The sequence below is a fragment of the Streptomyces uncialis genome, from assembly GCF_036250755.1.
In the GTDB taxonomy this organism is placed as follows: Bacteria; Actinomycetota; Actinomycetes; order Streptomycetales; family Streptomycetaceae; genus Streptomyces; species Streptomyces uncialis.
In genome coordinates, this window is sequence record NZ_CP109583.1 from 1,951,419 (window position 1) to 1,972,348 (window position 20,930).

At 70.5% G+C, this 20,930-nt stretch carries 24 protein-coding genes; 8 read left to right on the forward strand and 16 right to left on the reverse strand.

Features of this window, described 5'->3' with window-relative positions:
* Positions 1 to 76: 76 nt before the first annotated feature.
* The 16 genes from OG711_RS07775 to OG711_RS07850 form a co-directional block, all read right to left on the reverse strand.
* The gene (locus tag OG711_RS07775; protein WP_329558845.1) at positions 77 to 1,855 is read right to left on the reverse strand and encodes an MSCRAMM family protein; all 1,779 of its coding nucleotides are present in this window, start codon (positions 1,853 to 1,855) and stop codon (positions 77 to 79) included.
* A 55-nt stretch (positions 1,856 to 1,910) separates the two neighbouring features.
* Positions 1,911 to 2,681, reverse strand: coding sequence for a DUF317 domain-containing protein (locus tag OG711_RS07780; RefSeq protein WP_329558846.1), 771 nt, complete (start codon positions 2,679 to 2,681; stop codon positions 1,911 to 1,913).
* Positions 2,682 to 2,759: 78 nt separating this feature from the next.
* Positions 2,760 to 3,170, reverse strand: coding sequence for a hypothetical protein (locus OG711_RS07785; RefSeq protein ID WP_329558847.1), 411 nt, complete (start codon positions 3,168 to 3,170; stop codon positions 2,760 to 2,762).
* A gap of 110 nt (positions 3,171 to 3,280) precedes the next feature.
* Positions 3,281 to 4,489, reverse strand: a complete 1,209-nt coding sequence (locus OG711_RS07790) for a DUF317 domain-containing protein (protein WP_329558848.1) — start codon at positions 4,487 to 4,489, stop codon at positions 3,281 to 3,283.
* A gap of 119 nt (positions 4,490 to 4,608) precedes the next feature.
* Positions 4,609 to 5,109: a hypothetical protein gene (locus OG711_RS07795; protein WP_329558849.1), complete on the reverse strand. Its 501-nt coding sequence runs from the start codon at positions 5,107 to 5,109 to the stop codon at positions 4,609 to 4,611.
* Positions 5,106 to 6,002 carry a winged helix-turn-helix transcriptional regulator gene (locus tag OG711_RS07800; RefSeq protein WP_329558850.1) on the reverse strand — a complete coding sequence of 299 codons (897 nt, stop codon included), beginning with the start codon at positions 6,000 to 6,002 and terminating at the stop codon, positions 5,106 to 5,108. The genes OG711_RS07795 and OG711_RS07800 overlap by 4 nt, the downstream gene beginning before the upstream one ends.
* 32 nt (positions 6,003 to 6,034) lie before the next feature.
* A complete protein-coding gene (locus OG711_RS07805; protein WP_329558851.1) occupies positions 6,035 to 6,433 on the reverse strand; it encodes a hypothetical protein in 399 nt (132 codons plus the stop codon).
* Positions 6,434 to 6,466: 33 nt separating this feature from the next.
* Positions 6,467 to 6,925 carry a hypothetical protein gene (locus OG711_RS07810; RefSeq protein ID WP_329558852.1) on the reverse strand — a complete coding sequence of 153 codons (459 nt, stop codon included), beginning with the start codon at positions 6,923 to 6,925 and terminating at the stop codon, positions 6,467 to 6,469.
* A complete protein-coding gene (locus tag OG711_RS07815; RefSeq protein WP_329558853.1) occupies positions 6,922 to 7,380 on the reverse strand; it encodes a hypothetical protein in 459 nt (152 codons plus the stop codon). Before OG711_RS07815 ends, OG711_RS07810 begins: the two co-directional genes overlap by 4 nt.
* A 117-nt stretch (positions 7,381 to 7,497) precedes the next feature.
* Positions 7,498 to 7,857, reverse strand: coding sequence for an SH3 domain-containing protein (locus tag OG711_RS07820; protein WP_329558854.1), 360 nt, complete (start codon positions 7,855 to 7,857; stop codon positions 7,498 to 7,500).
* Between the two features lie 192 nt (positions 7,858 to 8,049).
* A complete protein-coding gene (locus tag OG711_RS07825) occupies positions 8,050 to 8,772 on the reverse strand; it encodes a hypothetical protein (protein WP_329558855.1) in 723 nt (240 codons plus the stop codon).
* A 51-nt stretch (positions 8,773 to 8,823) separates the two neighbouring features.
* A complete protein-coding gene (locus OG711_RS07830; protein WP_329558856.1) occupies positions 8,824 to 9,516 on the reverse strand; it encodes a hypothetical protein in 693 nt (230 codons plus the stop codon).
* A gap of 34 nt (positions 9,517 to 9,550) precedes the next feature.
* Complete coding sequence (locus tag OG711_RS07835) at positions 9,551 to 10,162, reverse strand: DUF3631 domain-containing protein (protein WP_329558857.1); 612 nt, start codon at positions 10,160 to 10,162, stop codon at positions 9,551 to 9,553.
* Positions 10,159 to 10,644, reverse strand: a complete 486-nt coding sequence (locus OG711_RS07840; protein ID WP_329558858.1) for a hypothetical protein — start codon at positions 10,642 to 10,644, stop codon at positions 10,159 to 10,161. The genes OG711_RS07835 and OG711_RS07840 overlap by 4 nt, the downstream gene beginning before the upstream one ends.
* On the reverse strand, positions 10,641 to 11,276 hold the full coding sequence (locus tag OG711_RS07845; protein WP_329558859.1) for a DUF4913 domain-containing protein: 636 nt from the start codon (positions 11,274 to 11,276) through the stop codon (positions 10,641 to 10,643). Before OG711_RS07845 ends, OG711_RS07840 begins: the two co-directional genes overlap by 4 nt.
* A gap of 167 nt (positions 11,277 to 11,443) precedes the next feature.
* Entirely contained in the window at positions 11,444 to 12,199 is a 756-nt protein-coding gene (locus OG711_RS07850) for a DNA-methyltransferase (protein ID WP_329558860.1), read from the reverse strand.
* A gap of 499 nt (positions 12,200 to 12,698) precedes the next feature.
* Here OG711_RS07850 and OG711_RS07855 point away from each other — a divergent pair, with 499 nt between their 5' ends.
* The 8 genes from OG711_RS07855 (at position 12,699) to istB (ending at position 20,906) form a co-directional block, all read left to right on the forward strand.
* Entirely contained in the window at positions 12,699 to 13,808 is a 1,110-nt protein-coding gene (locus tag OG711_RS07855; protein WP_329558861.1) for a C40 family peptidase, read from the forward strand.
* 109 nt (positions 13,809 to 13,917) lie between these two features.
* Positions 13,918 to 14,226, forward strand: coding sequence for a DUF6112 family protein (locus tag OG711_RS07860; RefSeq protein WP_266506793.1), 309 nt, complete (start codon positions 13,918 to 13,920; stop codon positions 14,224 to 14,226).
* Position 14,227: 1 nt separating this feature from the next.
* Positions 14,228 to 14,920, forward strand: a complete 693-nt coding sequence (locus OG711_RS07865; protein WP_329558862.1) for a hypothetical protein — start codon at positions 14,228 to 14,230, stop codon at positions 14,918 to 14,920.
* A 36-nt stretch (positions 14,921 to 14,956) separates the two neighbouring features.
* Complete coding sequence (locus OG711_RS07870) at positions 14,957 to 16,429, forward strand: SCO6881 family protein (RefSeq protein ID WP_329558863.1); 1,473 nt, start codon at positions 14,957 to 14,959, stop codon at positions 16,427 to 16,429.
* A gap of 96 nt (positions 16,430 to 16,525) precedes the next feature.
* A complete protein-coding gene (locus tag OG711_RS07875; protein WP_329558864.1) occupies positions 16,526 to 18,004 on the forward strand; it encodes an SCO6880 family protein in 1,479 nt (492 codons plus the stop codon).
* On the forward strand, positions 18,001 to 18,582 hold the full coding sequence (locus tag OG711_RS07880; protein ID WP_329558865.1) for a hypothetical protein: 582 nt from the start codon (positions 18,001 to 18,003) through the stop codon (positions 18,580 to 18,582). Before OG711_RS07875 ends, OG711_RS07880 begins: the two co-directional genes overlap by 4 nt.
* Positions 18,583 to 18,789: 207 nt before the next feature.
* Complete coding sequence (gene istA / locus OG711_RS07885; RefSeq protein ID WP_456341293.1) at positions 18,790 to 20,139, forward strand: IS21 family transposase; 1,350 nt, start codon at positions 18,790 to 18,792, stop codon at positions 20,137 to 20,139.
* Complete coding sequence (istB, locus tag OG711_RS07890; protein ID WP_266506654.1) at positions 20,136 to 20,906, forward strand: IS21-like element helper ATPase IstB; 771 nt, start codon at positions 20,136 to 20,138, stop codon at positions 20,904 to 20,906. The genes istA and istB overlap by 4 nt, the downstream gene beginning before the upstream one ends.
* Positions 20,907 to 20,930 lie beyond the last annotated feature (24 nt).

Sequence of the window (20,930 nt, forward strand, 5' to 3'; positions counted from 1 at the left end):
GCCAGGGTCGGGGACACGGCGGTGCCGGGTGCGGATGCGTAGGTCCGCACCCGGCACCGGGGAATGCGGGGAAGGGTCAGCTGGACGCCGTCTCGTCCTCGGCTTCGGCGGTCCGGTCGCGCCGGTTCCTGGCCGCCCAGTAGGCGGCGCTTCCGGCTGCGAGCAGGGCTCCCGCTCCGCCGATGAGCCACCAGGTGGTGTCGGCGCCGGTGTGGGCGAGGCTGCCGGACGGCGGGGTGATGTCCGGTGTGGCCGGGGGATTCATCGGCGGGGTCGCCGGAGGTGTGGTGGGCGGGACCGGCGGAGGCGGAGTGGTCGGCGGGGGCGTCGGGGGCGGGGTCGTGGGCGGCGGAGTGGTCGGCGGGATGGTGGTGTTGGGGAGGGTGACGGTCACCGTCTTGCCGGGTTCGGCGGTGAAGGCGACCGGGGTGGGATTGAGCTGGTAGCCGTCGGGGGCGGTGATCTCGGTGGCCCAGTAGCGGGTCCCGGCTTTCAGCTTGACGTCGAGCTGGGTCTTCGCGGTGCCGTCCTTGCCGGTCGTCAGGGAGAGCAGCTTCTCCCCCGGTGCGCGCTTGCCGTCCGGCCCGGCGACGTCCTGGGCGATGTTGATGACCGCTCCCGGCAGGGTCTGTCCGCTGGCCTTGTCGGTCTTGCGGAGCAGGAGATCGGCCTTCTTGAACGGGTCGACGATCGTGATCGGGTGGGCCTGGGCACTGCGGCCGGATTCGATGGTGATGTCCTGGTCGGGGACCAGCTCGTGGATGGTGTCGCCGGTAGAGGTCTCCCGGAGAGTGTAGATACCGGGGGCGATCCCGTCGAAGACGAGCACACCCGTCTTGCCCGTCTTGCCCTCGGCGACCAGCTTGCCGGTCATCGTGTCGAGGAGCTGGAAGACCGCGCCGGCGAGAACGTCCCCTTCGGGATTCTCCTTGTGGATGGTGACGCCGCCCGGAGCCGGCGTCACGTCGAAAGTGGCGGTGTCCTTGGCGGCGGTGGTGTCCCCGGCGAGGAGCATCCGCTGCGCCACGGGGTTCTTGGGGGTGAGGACCTTGAGCTGCGCGCCGGGCAGGCCGGTCGCCGTCGCGGCCACGGTGGCGGTTCCGGCCTTCGACGGGGTGAACTCCCATTCCGCGGCACCGGTCCTATCGGTGGTGACCTTGCCGGTGGCGGTGCCGGCGCCGGATCCGGTGAGGCTGACCGGGACGCCGGGGATCGCGGTGCCGGTGAGGGTGGAGGTGACCTTCACGTCCACCGTGACTTTCTTCCCGGTGTGGGTGGTCTTCACCGACGGGGTGATCGTGAGGGCGTAGGGGCCGGCGTACTTCTGGGCCTCGCCGATGTAGCGCAGGGCCAGGGTGCGGGACGTCGGGGAGACGACCGGGTAGGCGAGGCGTTCCTTGCCGCGCTTGCCGTCGATCGCGTACATGCCTCCGGCGAGCCATTCGTAGACGGCGGCGTCCACGGCCGCCGCCTGCGCGTCGGACTGGGTCTGGCCGTACTTGCCGATCACGTAGGAGGCGTATGCCAGATTCTTCTTCGGGACCTTCTTCCCGGTGACCGAGGACGTCCAGGACGAGACGGGCTGGGGAGCGCTGTATCCGTCGGCGTCGGCCGGGCCCTTCTTCAGCGGGTCCGCGCAGTAGGTCTGCGAGTCGCCCCAGACCTGGGGTCCGGGCGGGCCGTACGCGCCGATGTGGCTGGCGCCCGGATTTCCGTCGCTGTCGGGAATGCTGTAGCCGGGACCGAGGTGGTCGGCGGCGTGCGCCGGGGTGCCGGTGGCGAGGGTTCCGGCGACGGTGGCGGCCACCGCCACGGCGAGCGGACGGCGGATGCTGCGGGTGGCAGATGCGTGCAAAGCGGGGGTGCTCCAGATCGAAGGGGATGGGTGTGTTCCCGCTGTGGCCGGGTGGTCAGCGGGAGCGGCCTGCGGGCGGGGCCGGCAGTGGCAGAGCGGGCTTCGGCGCGGGGGCCGCGGTCGGCAGTCCGTCGGGGAAGTACAGGTAGTCCCTGGTGGGGGCGGGGAGGTCCCGAACGGCTCGGGTCAGCGGCTCGTCCTCGACGAGGGAGTTGGTGAAGGCGCTGATGAGGGGGACCGGTGTGCCGGCGGTGAAGGTCGCCTTCCACACGGGTGACCGGTCGGTGATCGCGGCCTGGAACACCCAGCTGCCCTGGATCCCTTCGGTGTAGAAGTGCCAGAGGACGGCGACGTTGTCGAGGCTGCAGAACAGCTGCTTGCCGTCTCTGCGGACGGTGTGGCTCCAGCCCTCCGTGAGGAGCGGCAGGTAGCCCTCCACGGCGGGTACGTCTTCGTCGAGGAGGTAGTCCTCGACGTTGTCCTGGTCCGCCAGGTAGAGGGTGAGCAGCGCGGTGTGGACGTCGCGCAGCAGCTCCAGGGGTACCGCGCCGGTGAAGGTGGCCCTCCACCGGGCGGGGCCGAAGGGCTGCTGGACGGTGGTGGTCCAGGTGCCGCTGGAGGGGTTCTTGGGGTCGGGGAGGAATCCGGTGTGCACGCGCAGGCAGGGGCTGGCGGCGATCCGGTGGCCCTTGTCGGGGCGGTGGAGGGACCAGCCCTCCTCGAAGGGGAAGGGCCAGGCCCTCTGGAAGTCGGCGCTGCCGGGGCCGGCCAGGTATCGGGGCATGACCTGCACCTCGGCCTCCGGGGCGAGATTGTCGAGGGGCAAGCGGTGGCCTTTCTCATTGGGTGAGGGAGCCGGACGGTGTCGGCCGCCGAGCCCTGTGGACATAGGTGGCACGGCTCGTCAGCCGCGGGGTGCCTTCGCCGGGCTGAGCGGGCGCGAAGGGGAGGGCGCGGCCGGTGCCCGGACGCAGAGAGATTCGGCGCATGCGGTGAGGACGGCGCGGGCAGCCGGGCTGGTGAGCCCCGAGAGCCACAGGTTGCAGACGGCGTCCATGGACGGGCCTGGCAGGTCGACGAGGGCGTGTTCACAGCCGATCCAGTTGGCGGCGAGTTCGCTGGTGTAGAGCGGTGGGAGCGCGTCGTCCTCGTGGCCGGGCAGGGGGAATTGGGCGACCGTGCCGAGTGCGTGTCCGGTCTGTCTATCGAGCCATTGGGCAGCCTCGCCTTCGTAGTCGTCCAGGAGGCTGTAGCCGACCAGGTTGGCATCGACCGTGGCCCCGACCGCGTTCAGGACTCGCGGCGTAAGGTGCACGGGGAGCCGGTGGATTTCCACACTGTTCCCGGACGGCGTGTGGTGGCTGAACCGGCCGGGAACGGGTCACAGCCGGATGTATGCCGTGGGTCCGGAGGGCGCGGAGGGTGCTATCGGCCGCGGACGCGGGAAGGGGCCGGAACGGGGAGTGCGGCTCGCTGGGACGAGCGGACCGTGGGCTTCGGGGCGGGGTATCCCCACATACCAGCGTAGGCATGAACCGCTTGGGCGAGGGCGGTGAAATCACCGCCCTTCCAGGGTGGTTCGGACCTGCCGGAGCCGGCGTTGATGACGTGCCGGTCGTAGCTGGCGGAGGTGGCGCGGGCGCGGAAGGTCCCGTACTCCTTGAAGGACAGGGCGACCACGTCGATCTTGCCCTGGTCCGGGTGGAGGACGGTGAGGCGCAGGCCGCCGAACTTCTGGTGGTAGATCGTTTCGTAGAAGTCGATCCGGAGACGGATCTGTGAGCCGGGCGGCGGGACGGCGTAGAAGCTGTTCCCCACCACGGAGCCCTGTATCCGGAGGGGGAGTGCTTCGGTGAAGAACTGCTCGGCGTGCAGGGACATGGGATTCCTGGTCGAGTCGAAGGGGAGCGCCGGGTCAGCGGCGGCCAGCCGGGCGGGCCGGGGCCGGGAGGCGGGCGCTGGGGGTGGTGGTGGACCAGCGGGGGGGGCGGAGACCGTGCCGAGGGTCGGCGCGGGCCGCCAGTGGGTGCGGGCGGTGTCCCCCGGGGTGGGGGCCGGCGGGCGGACCGGGGTGGCCTGGGCGTGCTGCCGGACGGAGCGGGTGAGTTCACCGTGCCAGCGCAGGACGGGTGCGGGGTCGACGACCGCTGCCGCGGTGGCGGTGATGAGCGCGGTGGGGGTGTGGTGGGAGAAGACGGCGTACCAGCCCACGCGGGGTGGGCCGCCCCACATGCCCCATCGGGTCTCGTTGCTGACCAGCTCGTTGTCGGGGTCGAGGTCCCGGCGGTCGTACCAGGCCCCCGCGAGTCCGTCCGGCGAGGTCAGTTTCAGCATCGTTCTGCGGTCGTCGATGATCCAGTCGGCCTCCAGCATCGGCGCGAGCACGGGCGTGGGGTCGCGGTAGTTTCCGAGCCCGCCGCGCAGGAACGCGTCGCCGTGCGGATCGTAGGAGGCGACGAGTCCGGTGGTGAAAGCGGTGACGTACTCCGTGGGACACGCGGTGTTGAAGGCCGCGGCCCAGTGGGGCCGGGCGAACTGCTCTCGGTAGGCGGCGATCTTCCACAGGGCGTCGTCGCCGGCCCTCGGGCAGGTAGCCGATCCGGATTCGCTGGTCCGGAGCCGGGAGGTACACATTGCCGTCATCGTCGTGGGCGAGTTTCCAGTCGGCGTCGAGTCCGGGCTGCAGGCCGGGGTCGCCGATGGCGGTCGAACCTGCCAGGTGACGGGGGTGGACGTAGGCGTCCCCGTCGAGGTCAGTCACAGGCATTCCTGGAAGAGCTGATCGGGGCGGTGGCATGGCTCTGCGGCGGGGATGCGGCGGCGCGCAGGGTTCGGTTCGCCCGGATCCACTGGTGCAGCGCCCGTGCGGGTTCCGTCGCCTCGGCGGGAACGGCGCCCTGGGCGAGGAGGGAGAGGGTGGCCCGGACGCGAGTGGTGAAGTCGGCGCGCTGGGTGGGGTAGTGGTGGGCGCGGGCCCAGCGGGCGGCGGTGTCGTACACATCGGCCAGGGCGGTGCCGCTGCCGGTGAGCTGATAGGCGGGCTGCCCCGCCCGCTGTCCGGCCCGCACGAGCCGGTGTTCGCGGACCAGTACGGACCCGTCGCGGACCTGCTGGAGGGGGAGATCCGGGAGGGTGCGGCTGAGCATGTGCCGGGCGACGGGGCCGTGGTCATCGATCTCGGCGATCAGCCGGATCACCCCCGGATGGCCCAGAACCGCGACAGCTCGGTCGGCCTGATCGGCGGTCAGCGTCATCGGCGGTGTCCCCCCGTCAGGGTTCCTGCGGACGCACGGGCCGGTACCGGGTGCCGGTGGGAGAAGAGTTCACCGGCTCGCCACTGGGCGGATGGCGTGGTCTGCAGAGCCGGTGCAGGCGCGGCGGGGGCCGGGAGGCGGGAGGCGGCGGAGGCCCACATGCCGCCCGCGACCTGGGACGGGGCCGGCGGGTGGCCCCACACGGGATGGGTGGCGGCGTCGGTGAGAGGGCGCCCAGTGGCCCAGGCTGAGAGGGCGCGGTACACCGGGGCCAGGGCCTGGCCGGGCGGGGAGAGCCGGTAGTCGGCTTCATCCGCGTCGGTGTCGGTGTCGGTGTCGACAAGTCGGTCGTCGACGAGCTGGCGCAGGCGCGGGTAGACGGCGCTGAGGCCGTGGCCGGGCATCGCGTCGGCGGCGACCGCCTTGGCGCTGGAAGTTCCGCGGGCCTGGAGGGACCACAGGATCGGGGTGGCGTGCCGGGCGCCGATCAGGACCAGGGTGTCCTCGATGTTCTGGACAACCGCGCCGGCCCGCGCATCCGCTGTGCCAGGCGGGGCGGGGGTGGGCTTCTCCAGGTGGGTGCCGCCCCAGGCTGCGATCACCGCGAGGACCGGCAGGAGATCGGTGCTGCGGGCGGAGAGGCCGTAGGTGACGTGACGGGTGCCGTGTTCGGTGCGGTCGAGGAGCCCGGCGGCGGTCAGCCAGCGGAGCTTGGGGTGGAGCTGGCCGTCCTGCAGCCACGGCATCCGGGCCTTGATCTCCGTGTACCGCAGGGCCTGTGCGGAGACGGTGGTGAGGATCTGGACGTTCCAGCGGGGGCTGAGCATGCCGAGGGATTCGCTGACCCGTGACAGGTCGGCATGGACGGGGCGGGGCAGACCGGTGGGGATCAAGAGAGGGGAACTCCAGGGACATAGGGGGCGGGTCATTGCGTCCGGGCCGGGGCGGCGGGAGCGGGTCTGGCCGACGGAACAGGCGGGGCTGCTGCCGGGGTGGGCTGGGGCGTCGGGGCGGGGACGCGATGCAGGCTCTGCAGGACCGCACTGAGCGTTCTGGCATGGGCGTCGCGGACGGCGACGGCTTCGCCTATACGGCGGGCGTTGTCGAGCATGTGACCCGCGTCAAACGCTTCGATCGAACGCTCTGGGTGCGCGAGTTGGCGCAGCCGATCTTGATGGAAGGTGATACTCCGCTCGGCGAGCTGGAGATCGGTCAGGCTGCCGAGGAGGGCACTCAGCATGCTGTCGTGCGGAGCGGTTGCGATGTGGCCTTCGAGTGCGGCGAGCGGCTGTCCGTACAGGGTCTCGATCCGCTCGACCAGCATCCGGGCCGTGGGGGTGGGACGGGGTGTGGTCAATCAGCGGGCCTTCGCGATCGGAACCCCTGCCGTCCCGGCCCGCGCGGGGGCGGCCGGGGCGTCGGGGGGCAGGGCGGTGGTGATCCTGGCCTGGGCGAACTCCACCGGTCGGCCGGCCGACGGTCCGGGTGGGGGCATGGACCGCAGCAGGCCGGTCAGAGCGGTGAGGTATCCGTCGCGGGCGCTGAGTGCGGCGTCCAGCCACTGGGCGTCGACACGCAGGGCACCGGCGAACAGCTCACCCAGGTCACGGCCAGGGTCGGTGGCCTGGTGGACGCGGTCGCGGACCCGGACCGCCTGCTCCTCGGCCAAGGCCAGGAACGACCGCAGCTCCAGCGCCCGGCGCAGCGCGGCGGAGGTCCCGGGGGCGGTGGCGGCCACGTACAGGTGGTGGAGCGGGGCGCCGAACGCCTCCTCCAGCGCGGTGTCCTGGCTGGTGGGCCTGCTGGTCACGCTCACCGCGACACACCCCGCACCTCGGATACCGGAACGGCGGGGCGGGCCGGGACGGTGGTGTTCGGGGCGGGGCCCCGGCGGGGTGCCGGGGTGCTCCCGCGCCAGGCGCCCGGGCCGTGCTTGCCCGGCGCGTCCGGGTCGAGGAGGAAGCGTAGGACCATGGCCCGCCCGTCACGGAGGTCGACAGCGGCATTCACCCGGTGGGCGACCTCCATGGCCGGATCGTCGAGCTCGCCGCCCGGTTCGGCCATGAGGACTGTGACGAGGGCGTCCTCGGCGCGTTGCAGCGCTTCCTGAGCGGTGGTGAGGAGGCCGTACCAGCGCACGGCCTCCACCGCTTCGGCGCTGGCATGCGGTGCGGCTGCCACCGCTCGGCGCAGCGCCGGGAGGGTCATCTGGAACCGTTCCTCGATCCGATCCTTCAGGACGCCCATCACATCGTCGGATTCATCGGACACTGCACGTCTCCTCTTCATGATTCGGCCGTTCCGGGGCGGGAATGGCGTGGCCAAATGCTCTTGTTCAGCGGGAATCACGGCGGATACGGACGGCGGCTCGGAGTTCCGCAGCGGCGTCTAGTAGCTCAGGCACATGCGGACGTCGCGGTAGACGTAGGTGCCCGAGACCCAGCCCTTGACCTTGGTGGTCTTGTTGGTGATGTGGTGCCAATTGCCGCTGGTCTTGTGGACGGTGAAACTCTGCCCGCGGTAGAGGATGCCGACGGCCGTGGACTTGGTGGTCGCCTTGGAGCGCATGGTGACGGCCTTCGTGCCGATCACCCACGGTCCGGGCCGGTCACACGGCCGATGGCCATGCTCGGCAAAGATGGCAGGTGCGGCAGTCGGGGCAGCGGCGGTCGCCGTCGGTGCGGCGGCGAGAGGAAACGCGAGTGCGCCGAAAGCGGCGGCACAGACAGCGAAACGGGTCGAGCGCATGAGAAACTCCGGGCGTGACAGGAGAATGACGAAATGGCGCCCCGGGCGCAGCGTTCGGGGCAGTTCCAGAGTCCGGAGAATCCCCGGTTTCACGAACCGGGAATGTGCTGCTAACTTTCGCCAACCCCGCGCAGAGCAGGCGGGACTGATCCCTCGCATTCCCGGGACAAACGGGTGCCGGGAATGGGATTTTCAGCGGGCGCGCCCGGGCCCTGGTACGGCGGGAGGCCGGGGCGGCAGTCCGGGAACGGAAGTACGGCGCGCGGGGTGCGCGGGAGCCGGCAGCGGAACAGCCTCACCGCTCCAGTGGCCCTCCCACCAGGCGGTCGCCTCCTCGAACGACGAGAAGGCTCCTTCGCGCAGCGTGTGCGTCCAGGCATCGGTGTCGACCACTTCCAGCAGCACCCGAAAGGGAAGCGGCTCCCCCTCGTCCAACGCTCTCAGCAGCACGGTGGTCGTCGGCTTGGTGGAGGTGTCATCGGTGTAGCTGGTGAGGAGGACGAAGTCGTCACCGCCGCGCGTGAGGCGTTCTTCCAGGGCGCGGGTGGTGTCGTCGGCGGATGCTGTGCCCATGTCGTCGGGGAGGCGGATGGCGTCGGCCGGGCATCCGCGGGCGATGAGCCAGGACTGGGCCATGGCGGGCAGTGGCAGCGTGGTGTGCTGAAAGCGGAACGTTCGGCTTTCAGCGATGCGCTGTAGGTGGAGGGCGATGAGCTGAGGTTCGCCGGGAATGCCCCAGGTGACCGTTCTGTCGTGGAGGACGTAGTGACTGTGCCGCCCGTCGTCACTGTGATGTTCGGCGAGTCTGGTGAGGTCGTTCTGATTGATGGCGATGTGCTGCCAGAAGGCTTTATCGGCGTGGGGGTTGACGGCCTTGTAGCCGTCGAGGCGGAAATCCGGGGTGTGTGAAGGCAAGGAGGGGCTCTCGGGTGGTCGGATACGTGCGCCGTGAGGTGTCATGGTGGTTCAGTTGCGGGAGCGGGCTGCTGAGGGCCACGTCCCCGTCCGCGGAACGGCTCCGGTGACAGCTGCCGGTGGGCGCCGCGTTCCGGCAAGCGCGCTGCGGCCGGCGTCGGTGAGGGTGACGGGCTGTCCGGCGTGGACGGGGTGGCCGGTGTCCCGGACGACGAGGCCGGACCGCTCCAGTTGCTGGAGCTGCTCGTATCCGACACGGGTCCCGGAGGCGGTGACCACGGAGAGCCGCTGTGTGAGGAGGTGCTCGTGAAGTTTGGCGCCCTGGGTGATCGCGAGCAGGGCGGCGATATCCCGGGCAGGAAGGTCCACCGCACCGGCGGGCGCTTGCGCGCGGGCGGCCTCCTCGACCGGCTCCAGCACGGCCAGCACGCTCCTATGCTGCTCGTCGCGGGCGGCAGCCGCCTCTTGCAGCTGATCGACAGTGCGGCCGATCCGGTCGACCAGGGCCTCGTCGACCGGGAACTCTCCCGACGCCAGTCGGTGGAGCAGGACACGGTAGAAGGTCACCGAGGTCTCAGCCGACACGAGCGCGCGGTGAGCGTCGACCAGGCGGGCGCGCGGCTCGTCGAGGAGACCGGCGTCACGCTGGTCCCACAGGGTGTCGATGCTGTGACCGACGGCTGCCTCGACACGGTGGTCCAGGCCGGTGAGTGCCTTGGGCGCCGGCTGGGGCGCCGGTCTCACGGGCCCGGCTCCCCCGTCTTCGGTTCTGCCCCCGTCACCGGCGGCCCGCCGGTGCAGTGGCGAGCGCGGCACGCCGGTACGCCTTGCGGCGGCGGCCGTCCGGCAGGGTGACATCGCGGGTCGATATCTCGTAGGGGGCCAGCAACTGGGCGAGGCGTGCCTGGGTGAGGTCGGCGTAGCGCCAGCGGCCTTCGGCCACCCCCGGTAGTCGCCGCAGCGCGGCCACCAGCTCCTGCGAGGCGACGGCGTCCGGGTCACCGAGCTCGGCGAAGACGTCGAGGGCCGCCTGGACGATGCCGGAGGGGCGCGGGTGCTCGCCCGGGCAGGACAGGAAGTCCGCGTCGTCCTCGGTCATGTCCTCTTCCGCGGCGTCCGGGTAGCAGCAGGCGTGGGAGGAGAGGAGGAGGGCGAGGTCATGGCCGGCGGCGAGGCGTTCGGCGAGTGCTCCGGTGAGCTGGTCCAGCTGTCCCGCGTCGCCGAGCGGGCCGAGGGCGGTGAGATGTGGGCCGGTGATCCGCTCGTCCAGCCGCTGAACCTCGGCGAACGTGTCAAGGATGGCGCGGTGGTGGGGGTTCTCCCGGGGCAGTTCGACACCGCGCAGGGTGGCGGTGAGCTGGTCGAGGAGGGTGGGGAACGCGGTCGTCATCGAACGGGTCCTTTCGGGGGTGGTGCGGGGTGGGGAAGGCCGGGCCGCATGGCGGAAGGTGGCCCCGGCTTGGGAATCTGAGCCTCGTTGGCGGCCAGTTGGGGGGATCGGGTGCGGGCGGCGTGGGTGAGGGCGCTCATGGGGCGGCGGGTGATGCCGAGGCGGGAGCGGGCGGTGTCGTACGCGTCCTGCCGGGCGCGGGGCCGTACCGCCACCACGTGGATTTCCGCGCGGTGCGCCGACGCGGGCGGTGCCGGGCGCTGGGCGTAGACGACGCGCCACTCGGCGCGGTGATCCACGTAGAGCTTGCGGAATCCGTCGAGGTCGCCGGTCAGCCTGCCTCCGAACAGCTTCGCGGTGACGAGGTCCTGGAGCTGGGCGAGGACCAGGTCGCGGATGTCGCCCGGGGCGGCGAGGAGGTCGGTCAGGGCGCGCGGGTCGAAGCTGAGACCGAATGCCGGTGGCGGTGAGCCCCCGGTCATGATCCGGGCTCGCCCGGCGTCTCGGTCTGCGAGCGGACCGAGGGGGTGGGTCCGGCCAGCAGGCGGTGGGAGGGCCGGTCCGGGTCGGTCATGCACGCGGACAGCGGCCCGCCCGGGGCCCGGACCGCGGCCATGGCATGGGTGAGGAAGTCGCGGTGCCACACGAACAGCCCGGCCAGCCCGGCTTCGGGGTCCTTGTGCTGCTGGTAGGCCATCCACAGGGCGTGCAGCCAGGCAGTGACGTCCTGGTGGTCCTGCCACTGCTTGCACCACGGCGCTCCGGTGGTGACCTCCGCGCCATAGGCGGGCATAAGGAAGTCGTCCACCCAGTCCGACAGCGAGTCGAGTTCGTTCTCGTACGCCTCCCCGTCCAGTTCCAGGATCGGTTTCGGCTCGGGCGGAGGCGGGGGCATGCCGGGCATCCCCGCGAAGCCGGACAGGCCGAAGCCCGGGAACGGGTCCGGGCGGGGAGCGGGGTCCGGGGCGGCCGAGAGGCTGTCGAGCTGCCGTGCCTGCTCCGCCGTCTGGTCAAGCAGTTTGCGGACGCTCGCCTCGATGGACTCCAGACCAGCATCGGGCAGCCGCACCGGGGAAAATTCCCCGTCGCCTCGGGATTCTGTGGATTCGGGCACGAAAGGGGTCTCCTTGAAGCCGCCGCCGTTGAATCGGAATTGCGGCACCAACGATCCGAACGACTCCCGGTTTCGCCAACCGGGGATCCGGTGCTATATGCGCTCCGTGTACGGCCCGGACGGGCCAGCATGAGCTAACCGGCGCGTCCGGACCGGACAGCCGCAGGCTATGCGGTGAGGCCGAAGTCAGCCTGTGCGCGGGTCTTTTGCAGGGTTTCGGTGAGCCGGTCGGAGGCGATCTGCGCGTAGTGCTCCGTCTTCTCGACGCCGATGAAGTCGCGGCCCTCCAGCAGAGCCGCCACCCCTGTCGAGCCGGAGCCTGCACAGAAGTCGAGGACGGTGCCGCCCGGCGGAGCGATCTTGACCAGTTCCCGCATCACCGACACCGGCTTCTGCGTAATGTGCTGCCGGGCCTTCCCCGACGGCTGCGAAGCACTGTAGAGCCCGGGGAGGTAGACGGGGTTCCGGGCGGCGCCGATCGGACCGTTACTGGCCCACACAACGAACTCACAGTTTTGGGTGAACCTGCCGCGTTGCGGCCTGGCCTGCGGCTTGTGCCAGGCCAGGACGCCGCGCCACAGCCAGCCGGCCGCCTGGATCGCGTCCGTCGTGACCGGGAGCTGGCGCCAGTCGGTGAAGACGAGCGCGGTCCCGCCGACCTTGGTGAGGCGGTGGGCCTCGGTCATGATCTGCGTCAGCCAGAAGCCGTACGACCTCTGGTCCATGTTCTCGCCGGTGAAGTCCGGCAGGTCATGCCCGGCGTCGGCCGAGGTGTATTTCTGGCGGGCGCTACGGCTGGTGCGCTCCTTCGCGGTCCGGCCGCCGGAGTTGTACGGCGGGTCGGTGATCACGGAGTCGACGCAGTCGTCGGGAAGGGCGGCGAGGACGGTCAGGGCGTCGCCCTGGTGGAGGGAAAAAGGCAAAGGGATACCCCGGATTCGGGTCGGGAATGAGGGCAGGAGGAATCACCCCGGCTCGGCACCTGGCCTCGTCTGCAAAATCACGCATGCCGAAGCTCCCGCAGAAGGGCGGGGGCGCGAGGGGGAGATACCGAAACTCTAGGGCACGATCCCCGGTTGGCCGCTATCGCCACCGAACCGGCACCGAAGTGGCGAACTATTTCGCCAACCGGGGATCGGGGCTTACTGTTTTGGAACTGCCCGGCGAACACCGCCGCTGGCCATTTCCGATCACGCCCATTGGAGCATTCCCATGTCCTGAACGACACCGCTTCCCTGGGGCGCGAGCGGCAACTCGTGCCCCGGAGAACATCCCTGACGCCTCACCACCGGTCGTCGTCTCTCACACAGGACACCGCGGCCGAACCTCACTTCAAGGAACCCTCCCTGTGACACACCTCCGCTCCGCCATGTCCGGCGACCGGCCACCCGCTGACGATTCCACTCCGGGAGGCGGCACCGGTTGAAGGCCGCAGCCGCCGCCATCGGCGTCTTCTGCCTCTCCCCCCTCCTTCTCGCCGGGACCGCCGTCGTGGTCGCGTCCGGCAGCAGCGCCGCCCTCGACCACACCTTTTGCACCACCGGCACCGACGTCGACACCGAGGCGGTCGCGAAACAGGTCGCTGCCATCCTCGGCGGCGAAGGAGCCGACCAAGACCTGAAGATCGAGGGCCTCGAACTGCCCGCCGAGCAGATCCCTCACGCGAAGACCATCGTCGCCACCGGCATCTCCCTCGGCGTGCCCGACCGCGGGCAGGTCGTCGCCCTGGCCACCGCCCTCCAGGAATCACGGCTCCGGAACCTCGACTACGGCGACCGCGACAGCTTGGGGCTGTTCCAGCAGCGGCCGAGCATGGGCTGGGGCACCCCCGATCAGATCCGCGATCCCGTCTACTCCTCCACCCAGTTCTACGAAGGGCTGCTGGACACCCCGGGCTGGCAGCAGATGACCATCACCCAGGCAGCCCAGGCAGTCCAGAAGTCCGGGCTCCCCGACGCGTACGCGCAGTGGGAACCGCTCTCCCGGGCGCTGCAGACGGCGATCATCGAGATCCTTCCCGACCAGGGCGAAAGCTCCGGCGAGCCGGCCGGGGGCACGGCCGGGTGTGTGCCCGGTGAGGACGGGTCCGAGTTCGGGCCGATCCCTGAGGGCGCGGTACCGGAGGGATATGAGATCCCCAAGGACGCCGATCCGAAGGCCCGCAAGGCAATCACCTGGGCGATGCGGCAGCTCGGCACTCCCTATCAGTGGGGCGGAACCTGCACCGATCCGCGCGGGCCCGACCCGATGGGCCGCTGCGACTGCTCCAGCCTGACCCAGCAGGCGTACCGCGCGGCCGGCCTCACCCTGACCCGCACGACATACACACAGGTCAAGGAAGGCAAGGCTGTGTCCGCGCAGTCCATGCGTCCCGGTGACCTGATCTTCTCCCGCGGCACCGCCGCCGTGCCCGAGCACGTCAGCCTCTACATGGGCTCCGGGCTCCTGGTCAACGCACCGCGGACCGGGACGGACGTCCGGATCGAGCCGGTGAAGAACACCAAGATCCTCACCGTGCGCCGCGTCCTGTGACGACCCTCTCCCCTCCGGCACCTCGGCCGGCGTCCCCTCCCCCTCTTTCTCTTCCTCCGTTTTCCGCAGACCCGGTTGGTCTGCGTATGCAAGGAGTTCCGCCATAGCCATGTCTCTCGCCGACCGCGTCACCTATCTCGCCTTCGACCCGGGCATCACCCCCAAGGGCGGCGGCCTGCCGGGCCTCGATGTCCTCCGCAACGTCGTGAGCAGCATCAATATGTTCGGGATCATCGCCGTGGTCGGGGCGCTGGCTGTCTCCCTCGGGGTGTGGGCCTGGGGCCACCACTCCGGCGGCCACCAGGCCGAGGCCAACGGCAAGAAGGGCGCCCTCGTCTCTGCGGGCGCCGCGCTCGGCCTCGGTGCCGCGAACGGCATCGTCGCCTTCTTCTCCGCGCTGGGAACGCAGGTCAACTGAGATGAAACGATCCCGCACCACGGCCGCCCTGCACCGTCACACCGCCGGCTGGTCGGCCAACCGCCGCGTCCTTGCCGTTACCGCAGTGATCGCCGTCCTGGTCACCGTCGCCGGCCTCGCCGCCTACTTCACCGGCCGGGGCGAACAGGCGAGCAGCCCCTCCGCTCCCAGCGCTCCCGCGCATCCCTCTGCCCCGCCCACCGGCAAGGACGGCGATCCGACGCAGGGCCGGGGCTCGGTGGCCGCGCCCCCGCAGGTCTCCGACCCCCTCGCCTACGGCAAGGCCGCCGCCGCGATGCTCTGGTCCTACGACACCCGCACCACCAGCCGTGACCAGCAGCTCACCGGGATGCGGGCGTGGATGACCAACGAGGCGAAGTACAGCGACTGGACGGGTGTTCAGGCGCAGGTGCCGGATCCGGTGCTGTGGTCGCGGATGCGGGACAACGCGCAGCACGCCACGGCGAAGATCGGCGATGCCCGGTTTCCGTCGGCGTTCAAGCAGGCCCTGGCGGAGGACCCGACCGCATTGAGTGAGGCGTACATCTACGCCGTCACCGTCACCGGCAAGCAGTCGATCCGCTGGAAGGGCGGCGGGGGTGGGGCTGAGGACCGTTCGGTGACCCTCGCCGTCCAGTGCCGGCCGAGCGCGGACTGCACGCTCGTGTCCATCGCGCCGCTCATCGCCCCGTAACCGACCCCGCCACCCCGAGAGGAGGTGCGTTACCCCATGGATTTCTGTGACATCCCCCTGGCGAACACCGTGTGCGGTGTCGTCGATGCCGCGAAGTTCGTGTCCGACCCGGGCGCCGCCATCGGCTCCTGGATGGCGAAGAGTGCCGGTGAACTCGCCGCCGCGGCAGCCGATCTCGCGGCGGACGCAGTCAACGCAACCACCAGTATCGACCTCAACGCCTCCTGGTTTCGCGACAACTACGCGACGCTGCTGCCGATCGGTCTGATCGTGCTGGTCGCCACGTTCTGCGCCCAGTTGATCCGTGCCGCGATGAAACGCGACGGACAGGCGCTTGCCCAGGCATTCACCGGCACCGCCTCCGGTGTGATCTTCGCGTTCGCCGCGGTCTCCCTCACCACGGTCGCGATCGAGGTTACCGATGCCCTGTCGGACGGACTGTTCAGAGCGGCGAACTCGTCGATCGAGGACGCGGTACGGCGCATGGTCAAGGTGTCCCAGATCGCCGGCCTGTCCGGCCTGGGCTGGCTGGTGATGGTGTTCGCCGCCCTCGGCGCCGCCGTCGGTGCGTTCCTGTACTGGTGCGTGATGATGGTCCGCAAGGTCGGCATCCTCGTCCTGGTGACCCTCGCGGTGTTCGCCGCTGCGGGCGGCGGCTGGGAGGCGACGCGCCGGTGGCGCCGTGGCTGGATCGAGGCCACCGCCACCCTCATCGTCAGCAAGCTCCTGATGACCGTGGTGTTCCTGCTCGGGATCTCCGCCATGGGCAACACCGACGCCGACGGCGGCATCGCCGCACTCGCCGACGTCATGGCCGGCATCGTCATCATGATGCTCGTCCTCCTCTGTCCCTACGCCACGTTCAAGTTCGTCCACTGGGCATCCGAGGGCACCAACGGCGAGGACATCCACCGTGCCGGTGGCGCCGGTGCCCAGCTGGCGAAGCAGCACGCAGAGCGCGCCGGCCGGAAGGCCGCCGCGATGGCGGCGACCGCCGGGACCGGCGGAGCGGCGGGTGCCGCAGGCGGGGCGGGAAGTGCCGCGCCGCAGGGCCCGGACTTCGCCGACGGTGGGTTCCCGGGCGATATCGCCTCCTCGTCCACCAGCAGCGACAGCGGTTGCGAGCAGAGTGGTCAGGGCAGTGGTGGCCTGGGGGGTGTGTCGCCCGCTGCCGGCGCGATGGCCAAGGGCGTGAAGCAGGCCGTCCAGGAAGCCCCGGTCAGCCCCGCACCGGACAACGGCTCCAGCTCCAGCTCCGGCTCCAGCTCCGGCTCCGGTGGGCAGCAGGGCGGACCGGTACCGACGGCCGCGGAGCAGGACGGCAACAGCCAGTCGTCTCCTGCACCCCAGGCTGTGCCGCCCGCGGGGCCCGCGTCACGCGGTGCCCCGGTGAGTACCGCGCCGCCGCCCCCGCAGGGCGCTCCGCCCGCGCCGGACACCACGGCCAAGACCGGTCCGGTCTCGTCCGGCGGGCCGGCGAGCCCGCCGCCCTCGCCTACCGGTTCCTGACCTCTTCCTCCCCCTGCCGAGCGGGGTGCCACGGGCAGTTTGTCTGTGGTGCCCCGCCCGGCCTCCGCCCCCGCGATTCCCGGAACGGTTCTCGTCTTGTCTGAACTTGTCGCAGCCACACCCGTCGCACCGGTGACGGTGAAGTTCCCGCACCGCTCGCGGCGCGGCATCCTCCTGGGCCTGTCGCTGCCCCAGCTGACCCTGGTCTCCGGCGCGCTCGCCCTGCTGATGGTCACCGTCGTGTCCACCGGCCTGACCGGCGCCGCGGCCCTCGCTCCGCTGTGGGCTGCGGTCGCCGCCCTTGTCTTCATCCGCCGCGGCGGGCGTTCGCTGATCGACTGGGCGCCCATCGTCGCGCGTTACGCGTTCCGGCGGCGCTCCGGGCAGACGAAGTGGCTGGCCAGGCCGGTGTCGCGGCCCCGTAAAGACGGCGTCCTCCATCTGCCCGGCACCGCCGCCTCGCTGCGGGTCGTCACCCCGCACGGGTCCGAGGCCGCCGCGGTGCACGACCCGCACCGCCAGACCCTGACCGCCGTCGCCCGCATCTCCTCCCGCGCGTTCGCGCTCCTCGACCCCGCGACACAGAACGCCAACGTGAGCGGCTGGGGTCGGGCGCTGGCGAGCGTCTCCCGCACCGGGCACATCGCCGCGATCCAGGTCCTGGAGCGCACCGTGCCGGACTCCGGCGACACCCTGACCCGGCACTGGGTCCAGCAGGGCCATCCCGACACCCCGGTCGCCGGGCAGGTGTATGCCGACCTCGTCGCCTCCGCCGGACCGGCCGCCGCCCCCCACGAGTCCTACCTCGTCATCTCGCTCGACCTGAAGGCCGCCAAAAGACTGATCAGCCAGGCGGGCGGAGGCTTGCCCGGTGCGTTCACGGTGATGGAGCAGACCACCTCCTCGGTCACACAGGCCGCGCGTGGTGCGGGGCTGACGGTGAACGGGTGGCTGACCGCCCCGGAGATCGCCGCCGTGATCCGTACCGCCTACGATCCGGCGTCCCTGTCCCGGCTGCAGCAGTGGTCCGAGAACGGCCGGGCCGAAGCCACTCACTCAGCCGCCGGGCCGGTCGTCCAGGTCGAGGAGTACGACCGGCTGATCACCGACTCCGCCCGGCACGCCACCTACTGGGTCGAGGACTGGCCGAGAACCGAGACGTCGGCGGGCTTCCTCCACGGGCTGATGTTCACCGCCGGAGTCCGCCGCAGCCTCTCCCTCATCTACGTGCCCAAAACCCTGGAGGCCGCGCTGCGCGATGTGCAGCGCACCAAGGCGACGATCATCGCCGACGCGGCGGAGCGCAGGCGCCGGGGCATGGTCGACTCCGAGGCCGACAGCATCGAGTACGCCGACGCCAAAAACCGTGAGCGGCAGCTGATCGCCGGGCACTCCGACGTCGACCTGACCGGCCTGATCACCGTCTCCGCACCGACCGACGCCCTGCTGGACGCCGCGTGCGCGACCATCGAGACCGCCGCCGGATCCGCCCAGGTAGACCTGCGCAGGCTCGACTTCCAGCAGCCCGACGCCTTCACCACCGCAGCCCTTCCCCTCGCCCGGATCGCCCTGTGACCCCTCCGGACGACCTGGCCGCACAGATCCGCAACGTGATCGGCCAGCTCCGGGAAATGAACCGCCGCCACCAAGCACAGCTCGACGAGCACCGCCTCGACGGCGACGTGATCGAGGGCGAGTACGCCGCGTACGAGGACGCCCGGCTGGAGACCGCCATCGAGGCCAGCGACCGGCTCGACCGGCTCGTGGACGAACTGCAGCAACTCATCACGCCCGGCACGGAAGAGCCGTTCACCGTTGCCGTTTGCGGACCGGAGCGCCACGACGGAGAAGCGCCTCACCTCTTCGTGGTCAACAGCAGCGGTATCGAGGCCGCGTACGCCGCCCTCGTCCGTCTGCCGACCTACCGGGAGTGGCTGGCGGACGCCCGCGTCGGGGGGCCCTCCGACTACGGACCCGTCGTCGTGGTCGTTCCCGGCGCGAGCCACCCCGGACTGCCCGCTCCCGGGAGTTTCATCGACCTGCGGCACGAACAGGCCCGCACCATTCCGGCCTCCCCGCCAATGGCGGCACCTCCCGGCGAGCTTCCAACGCTTCCTCTCCAGCCCCCGGCCCGACGGTTCCCCGCCTTCTGAAGAGTCCGGCACACCCCATGTCGGCGTACACGTGAACGTCCCCAGCCTCGTACGGATGAAAGGGGACAGTTGCTGATGCGGTGAGACCTGCTGCTCGGCACTCTGCTGCTTGGTCGATACGGGCGGCGGAGGGGGCTGGCAGTGGTCTTGGATCCGCAGCGTTGGCTGGAGCTTCGGCGCTTTCGTGGCCTGTTGGAGTCCGGGGCGATGAGCTTGTCGGAGATCTCCAGGGAGACCGGGCTGGACCGCAAGACGGTCCGCAAGTACCTCTCGGCACCGGGGCCGGCGACGCCTCCGAGCCGGTCGCCGAGCGGTCGGCGGGTGAGGGTGATCGACGAGTTCGGGCCGCTGATCGACTCGATGCTCAGGGCCGAAGTCCTGATGAAGGCCGCGGTCATCCACGAGCGGCTGGCCCAGGAGTACGGCTTCACCGGCAACTATCAGCGAGTCAAGCTCTACGTCCAGACGGCCCGGCCCAGAATTGCTGAGGAACTGGGGATCACGCCCAAGGAACTGGCAGGGATGCACCGCCGGTTCGAGGTGATCCCCGGCGCCCAGGCCCAGGTCGACTGGGGCGATGAGGGCAAGATCCTCGCCCACATGGGGATCGCGAAGGTCTACTCCTTCCACATGACGCTCTCGTACTCGCGAGACCCGTTCTGCTGCTTCACCACCAGCCAGGACCTGCAGACGTTCTTCGACTGCCACCGCCGCGCATTCGCCCACTTCGGCGGTGCCCCGATGACGATCGTCTACGACCGGACCAAGACCGTCGTCAGACGGCACGTCGCTCCTGGTGAGGCGGTCCCGCTGCATCCCGAAGCTGTCGGCTTCGCCGGCCACTACGACTTCGACATCGACGTCCTGGCCGCCTACCGGCCGCAGGGCAAGGGCCGGGTCGAGCGACAAGTACTGATCGTCCGCGACCACGTTCTGTCGGGCAGGTCGTTCTCCTCTCTCGAGGAGATGGACGCCGCGTTCACCGCCTGGGTGCCCCTGCGGCGGGGCCAGATCCACAAGACCCACCGGGAGGTCATCGCGGAACGGGCGGCCCGCGATCACGCGGCTCTCAAACCGCTGCCGCCGACCCCCTATCTGGTGGCCGAGCGGCAGCTGCGGCACGTCGGCAAGGACTGCCTGGTCGCCTTCGACGGCAACCTCTACTCCGTGCCGGCCCGCCGAGTCCGCGCTCGCCAGCTGGTCGAGATCCGGGCCACGAAATCCCAGGTCATGCTGCATGCAACCCTCGCCGACGCCCACGGCAGCACGCTCCTGGCCGCACATCCCCGGGCCATCGGCCGCGGTGCCCGTGTCGTCGACGAGACGCACTGGGACGGCCTGCCCACCGGCAAGAACCGCCGGACCGCCACCGGCGACGTCCCGGTTCAGCCTCGCCCCGAACGGCCGCGGGGCGAGGAGACCGGCCCGTTGCAGGCCCTGCTGAACCGGGCCGCGGCCACCCGGATCGAGGTCGGGCGCCGACCATTGTCGGTCTATGACGAGCTGACCGGCACCCGTCCCTTCACCACCCATCGAGCGACGAAGGAATCGTCTTGAGCGAGCTGACCGGCAACCGCATCCGCACCACGGCCAGCAAGCTCGGCCTGCCCCACCTCGCGGAAACCATCAACGAGTTCACCCGCCGGGCGGACGAGGCGAAGATGGGCTACCTCGACTTCCTCGACCTGGTCCTCTCCGAAGAACTGGCCGTCCGCGACGACCGCCGCTTCCGCCAGGGCCTGCGGCTCTCCCGGCTACCGCACCACAAGACGCTCGATGAATACGACTTCTCGTTCCAGCCCGATCTCGACCCGCGCAAGGTCAAGGACCTGGCCACGCTGTCGTTCGTCGAGGCGAAGGCGAACGCAGCTCTCCTGGGTCCGCCGGGGGTAGGCAAGACACATATTGCTGTCGCTCTGGCTGTCGCGGCCTGCCGGGCCGGCTACTCGGTCTACTTCACAAGCCTCGACGACATGGTCCGCAACCTCAAAGCCGCGGAAGCCGCAGGGCGTCTGGCCAATAAGCTGGGCACCTACCTGCGGCCGGGTGTTCTCGTGGTCGACGAGGTGGGCTACGAGATCCTCGAGCGCGGAGAGGCGAACCTGGTCTTCCAGGTCATCTCAAAGCGGTATGAAAAGGGCTCGATCATCCTGACCTCGAACAAGACCTTCAGCGAATGGGGACAGGTGTTCGGCGACGAAGTCCTCGCCACTGCCATCCTCGACCGGCTCCTGCATCACTGCGACGTGATCTCCATCAACGGCCCCAGCTACCGGCTCAAGAACCGGCTCAAGGCCATCGAGCGGGACACGGACGTAGCCTAATAGGCCACTTCACAGAAGTGGCCG

What these genes read in the sequence shown, in the direction of transcription:
- OG711_RS07790 (WP_329558848.1), bottom strand. Translation starts at nt 4,489, where the DNA reads ATGTGTACCTCCCGGCTCCGGACCAGCGAATCCGGATCGGCTACCTGC.
- OG711_RS07795 (WP_329558849.1), bottom strand. Translation starts at nt 5,109, where the DNA reads ATGACGCTGACCGCCGATCAGGCCGACCGAGCTGTCGCGGTTCTGGGC.
- OG711_RS07805 (WP_329558851.1), bottom strand. Translation starts at nt 6,433, where the DNA reads ATGCTGGTCGAGCGGATCGAGACCCTGTACGGACAGCCGCTCGCCGCA.
- OG711_RS07820 (WP_329558854.1), bottom strand. Translation starts at nt 7,857, where the DNA reads ATGCGCTCGACCCGTTTCGCTGTCTGTGCCGCCGCTTTCGGCGCACTC.
- OG711_RS07835 (WP_329558857.1), bottom strand. Translation starts at nt 10,162, where the DNA reads ATGACGACCGCGTTCCCCACCCTCCTCGACCAGCTCACCGCCACCCTG.
- OG711_RS07840 (WP_329558858.1), bottom strand. Translation starts at nt 10,644, where the DNA reads ATGACCGGGGGCTCACCGCCACCGGCATTCGGTCTCAGCTTCGACCCG.
- OG711_RS07860 (WP_266506793.1), top strand. Translation starts at nt 13,918, where the DNA reads ATGTCTCTCGCCGACCGCGTCACCTATCTCGCCTTCGACCCGGGCATC.
- OG711_RS07865 (WP_329558862.1), top strand. Translation starts at nt 14,228, where the DNA reads ATGAAACGATCCCGCACCACGGCCGCCCTGCACCGTCACACCGCCGGC.
- OG711_RS07870 (WP_329558863.1), top strand. Translation starts at nt 14,957, where the DNA reads ATGGATTTCTGTGACATCCCCCTGGCGAACACCGTGTGCGGTGTCGTC.
- istA (WP_456341293.1), top strand. Translation starts at nt 18,790, where the DNA reads ATGAGCTTGTCGGAGATCTCCAGGGAGACCGGGCTGGACCGCAAGACG.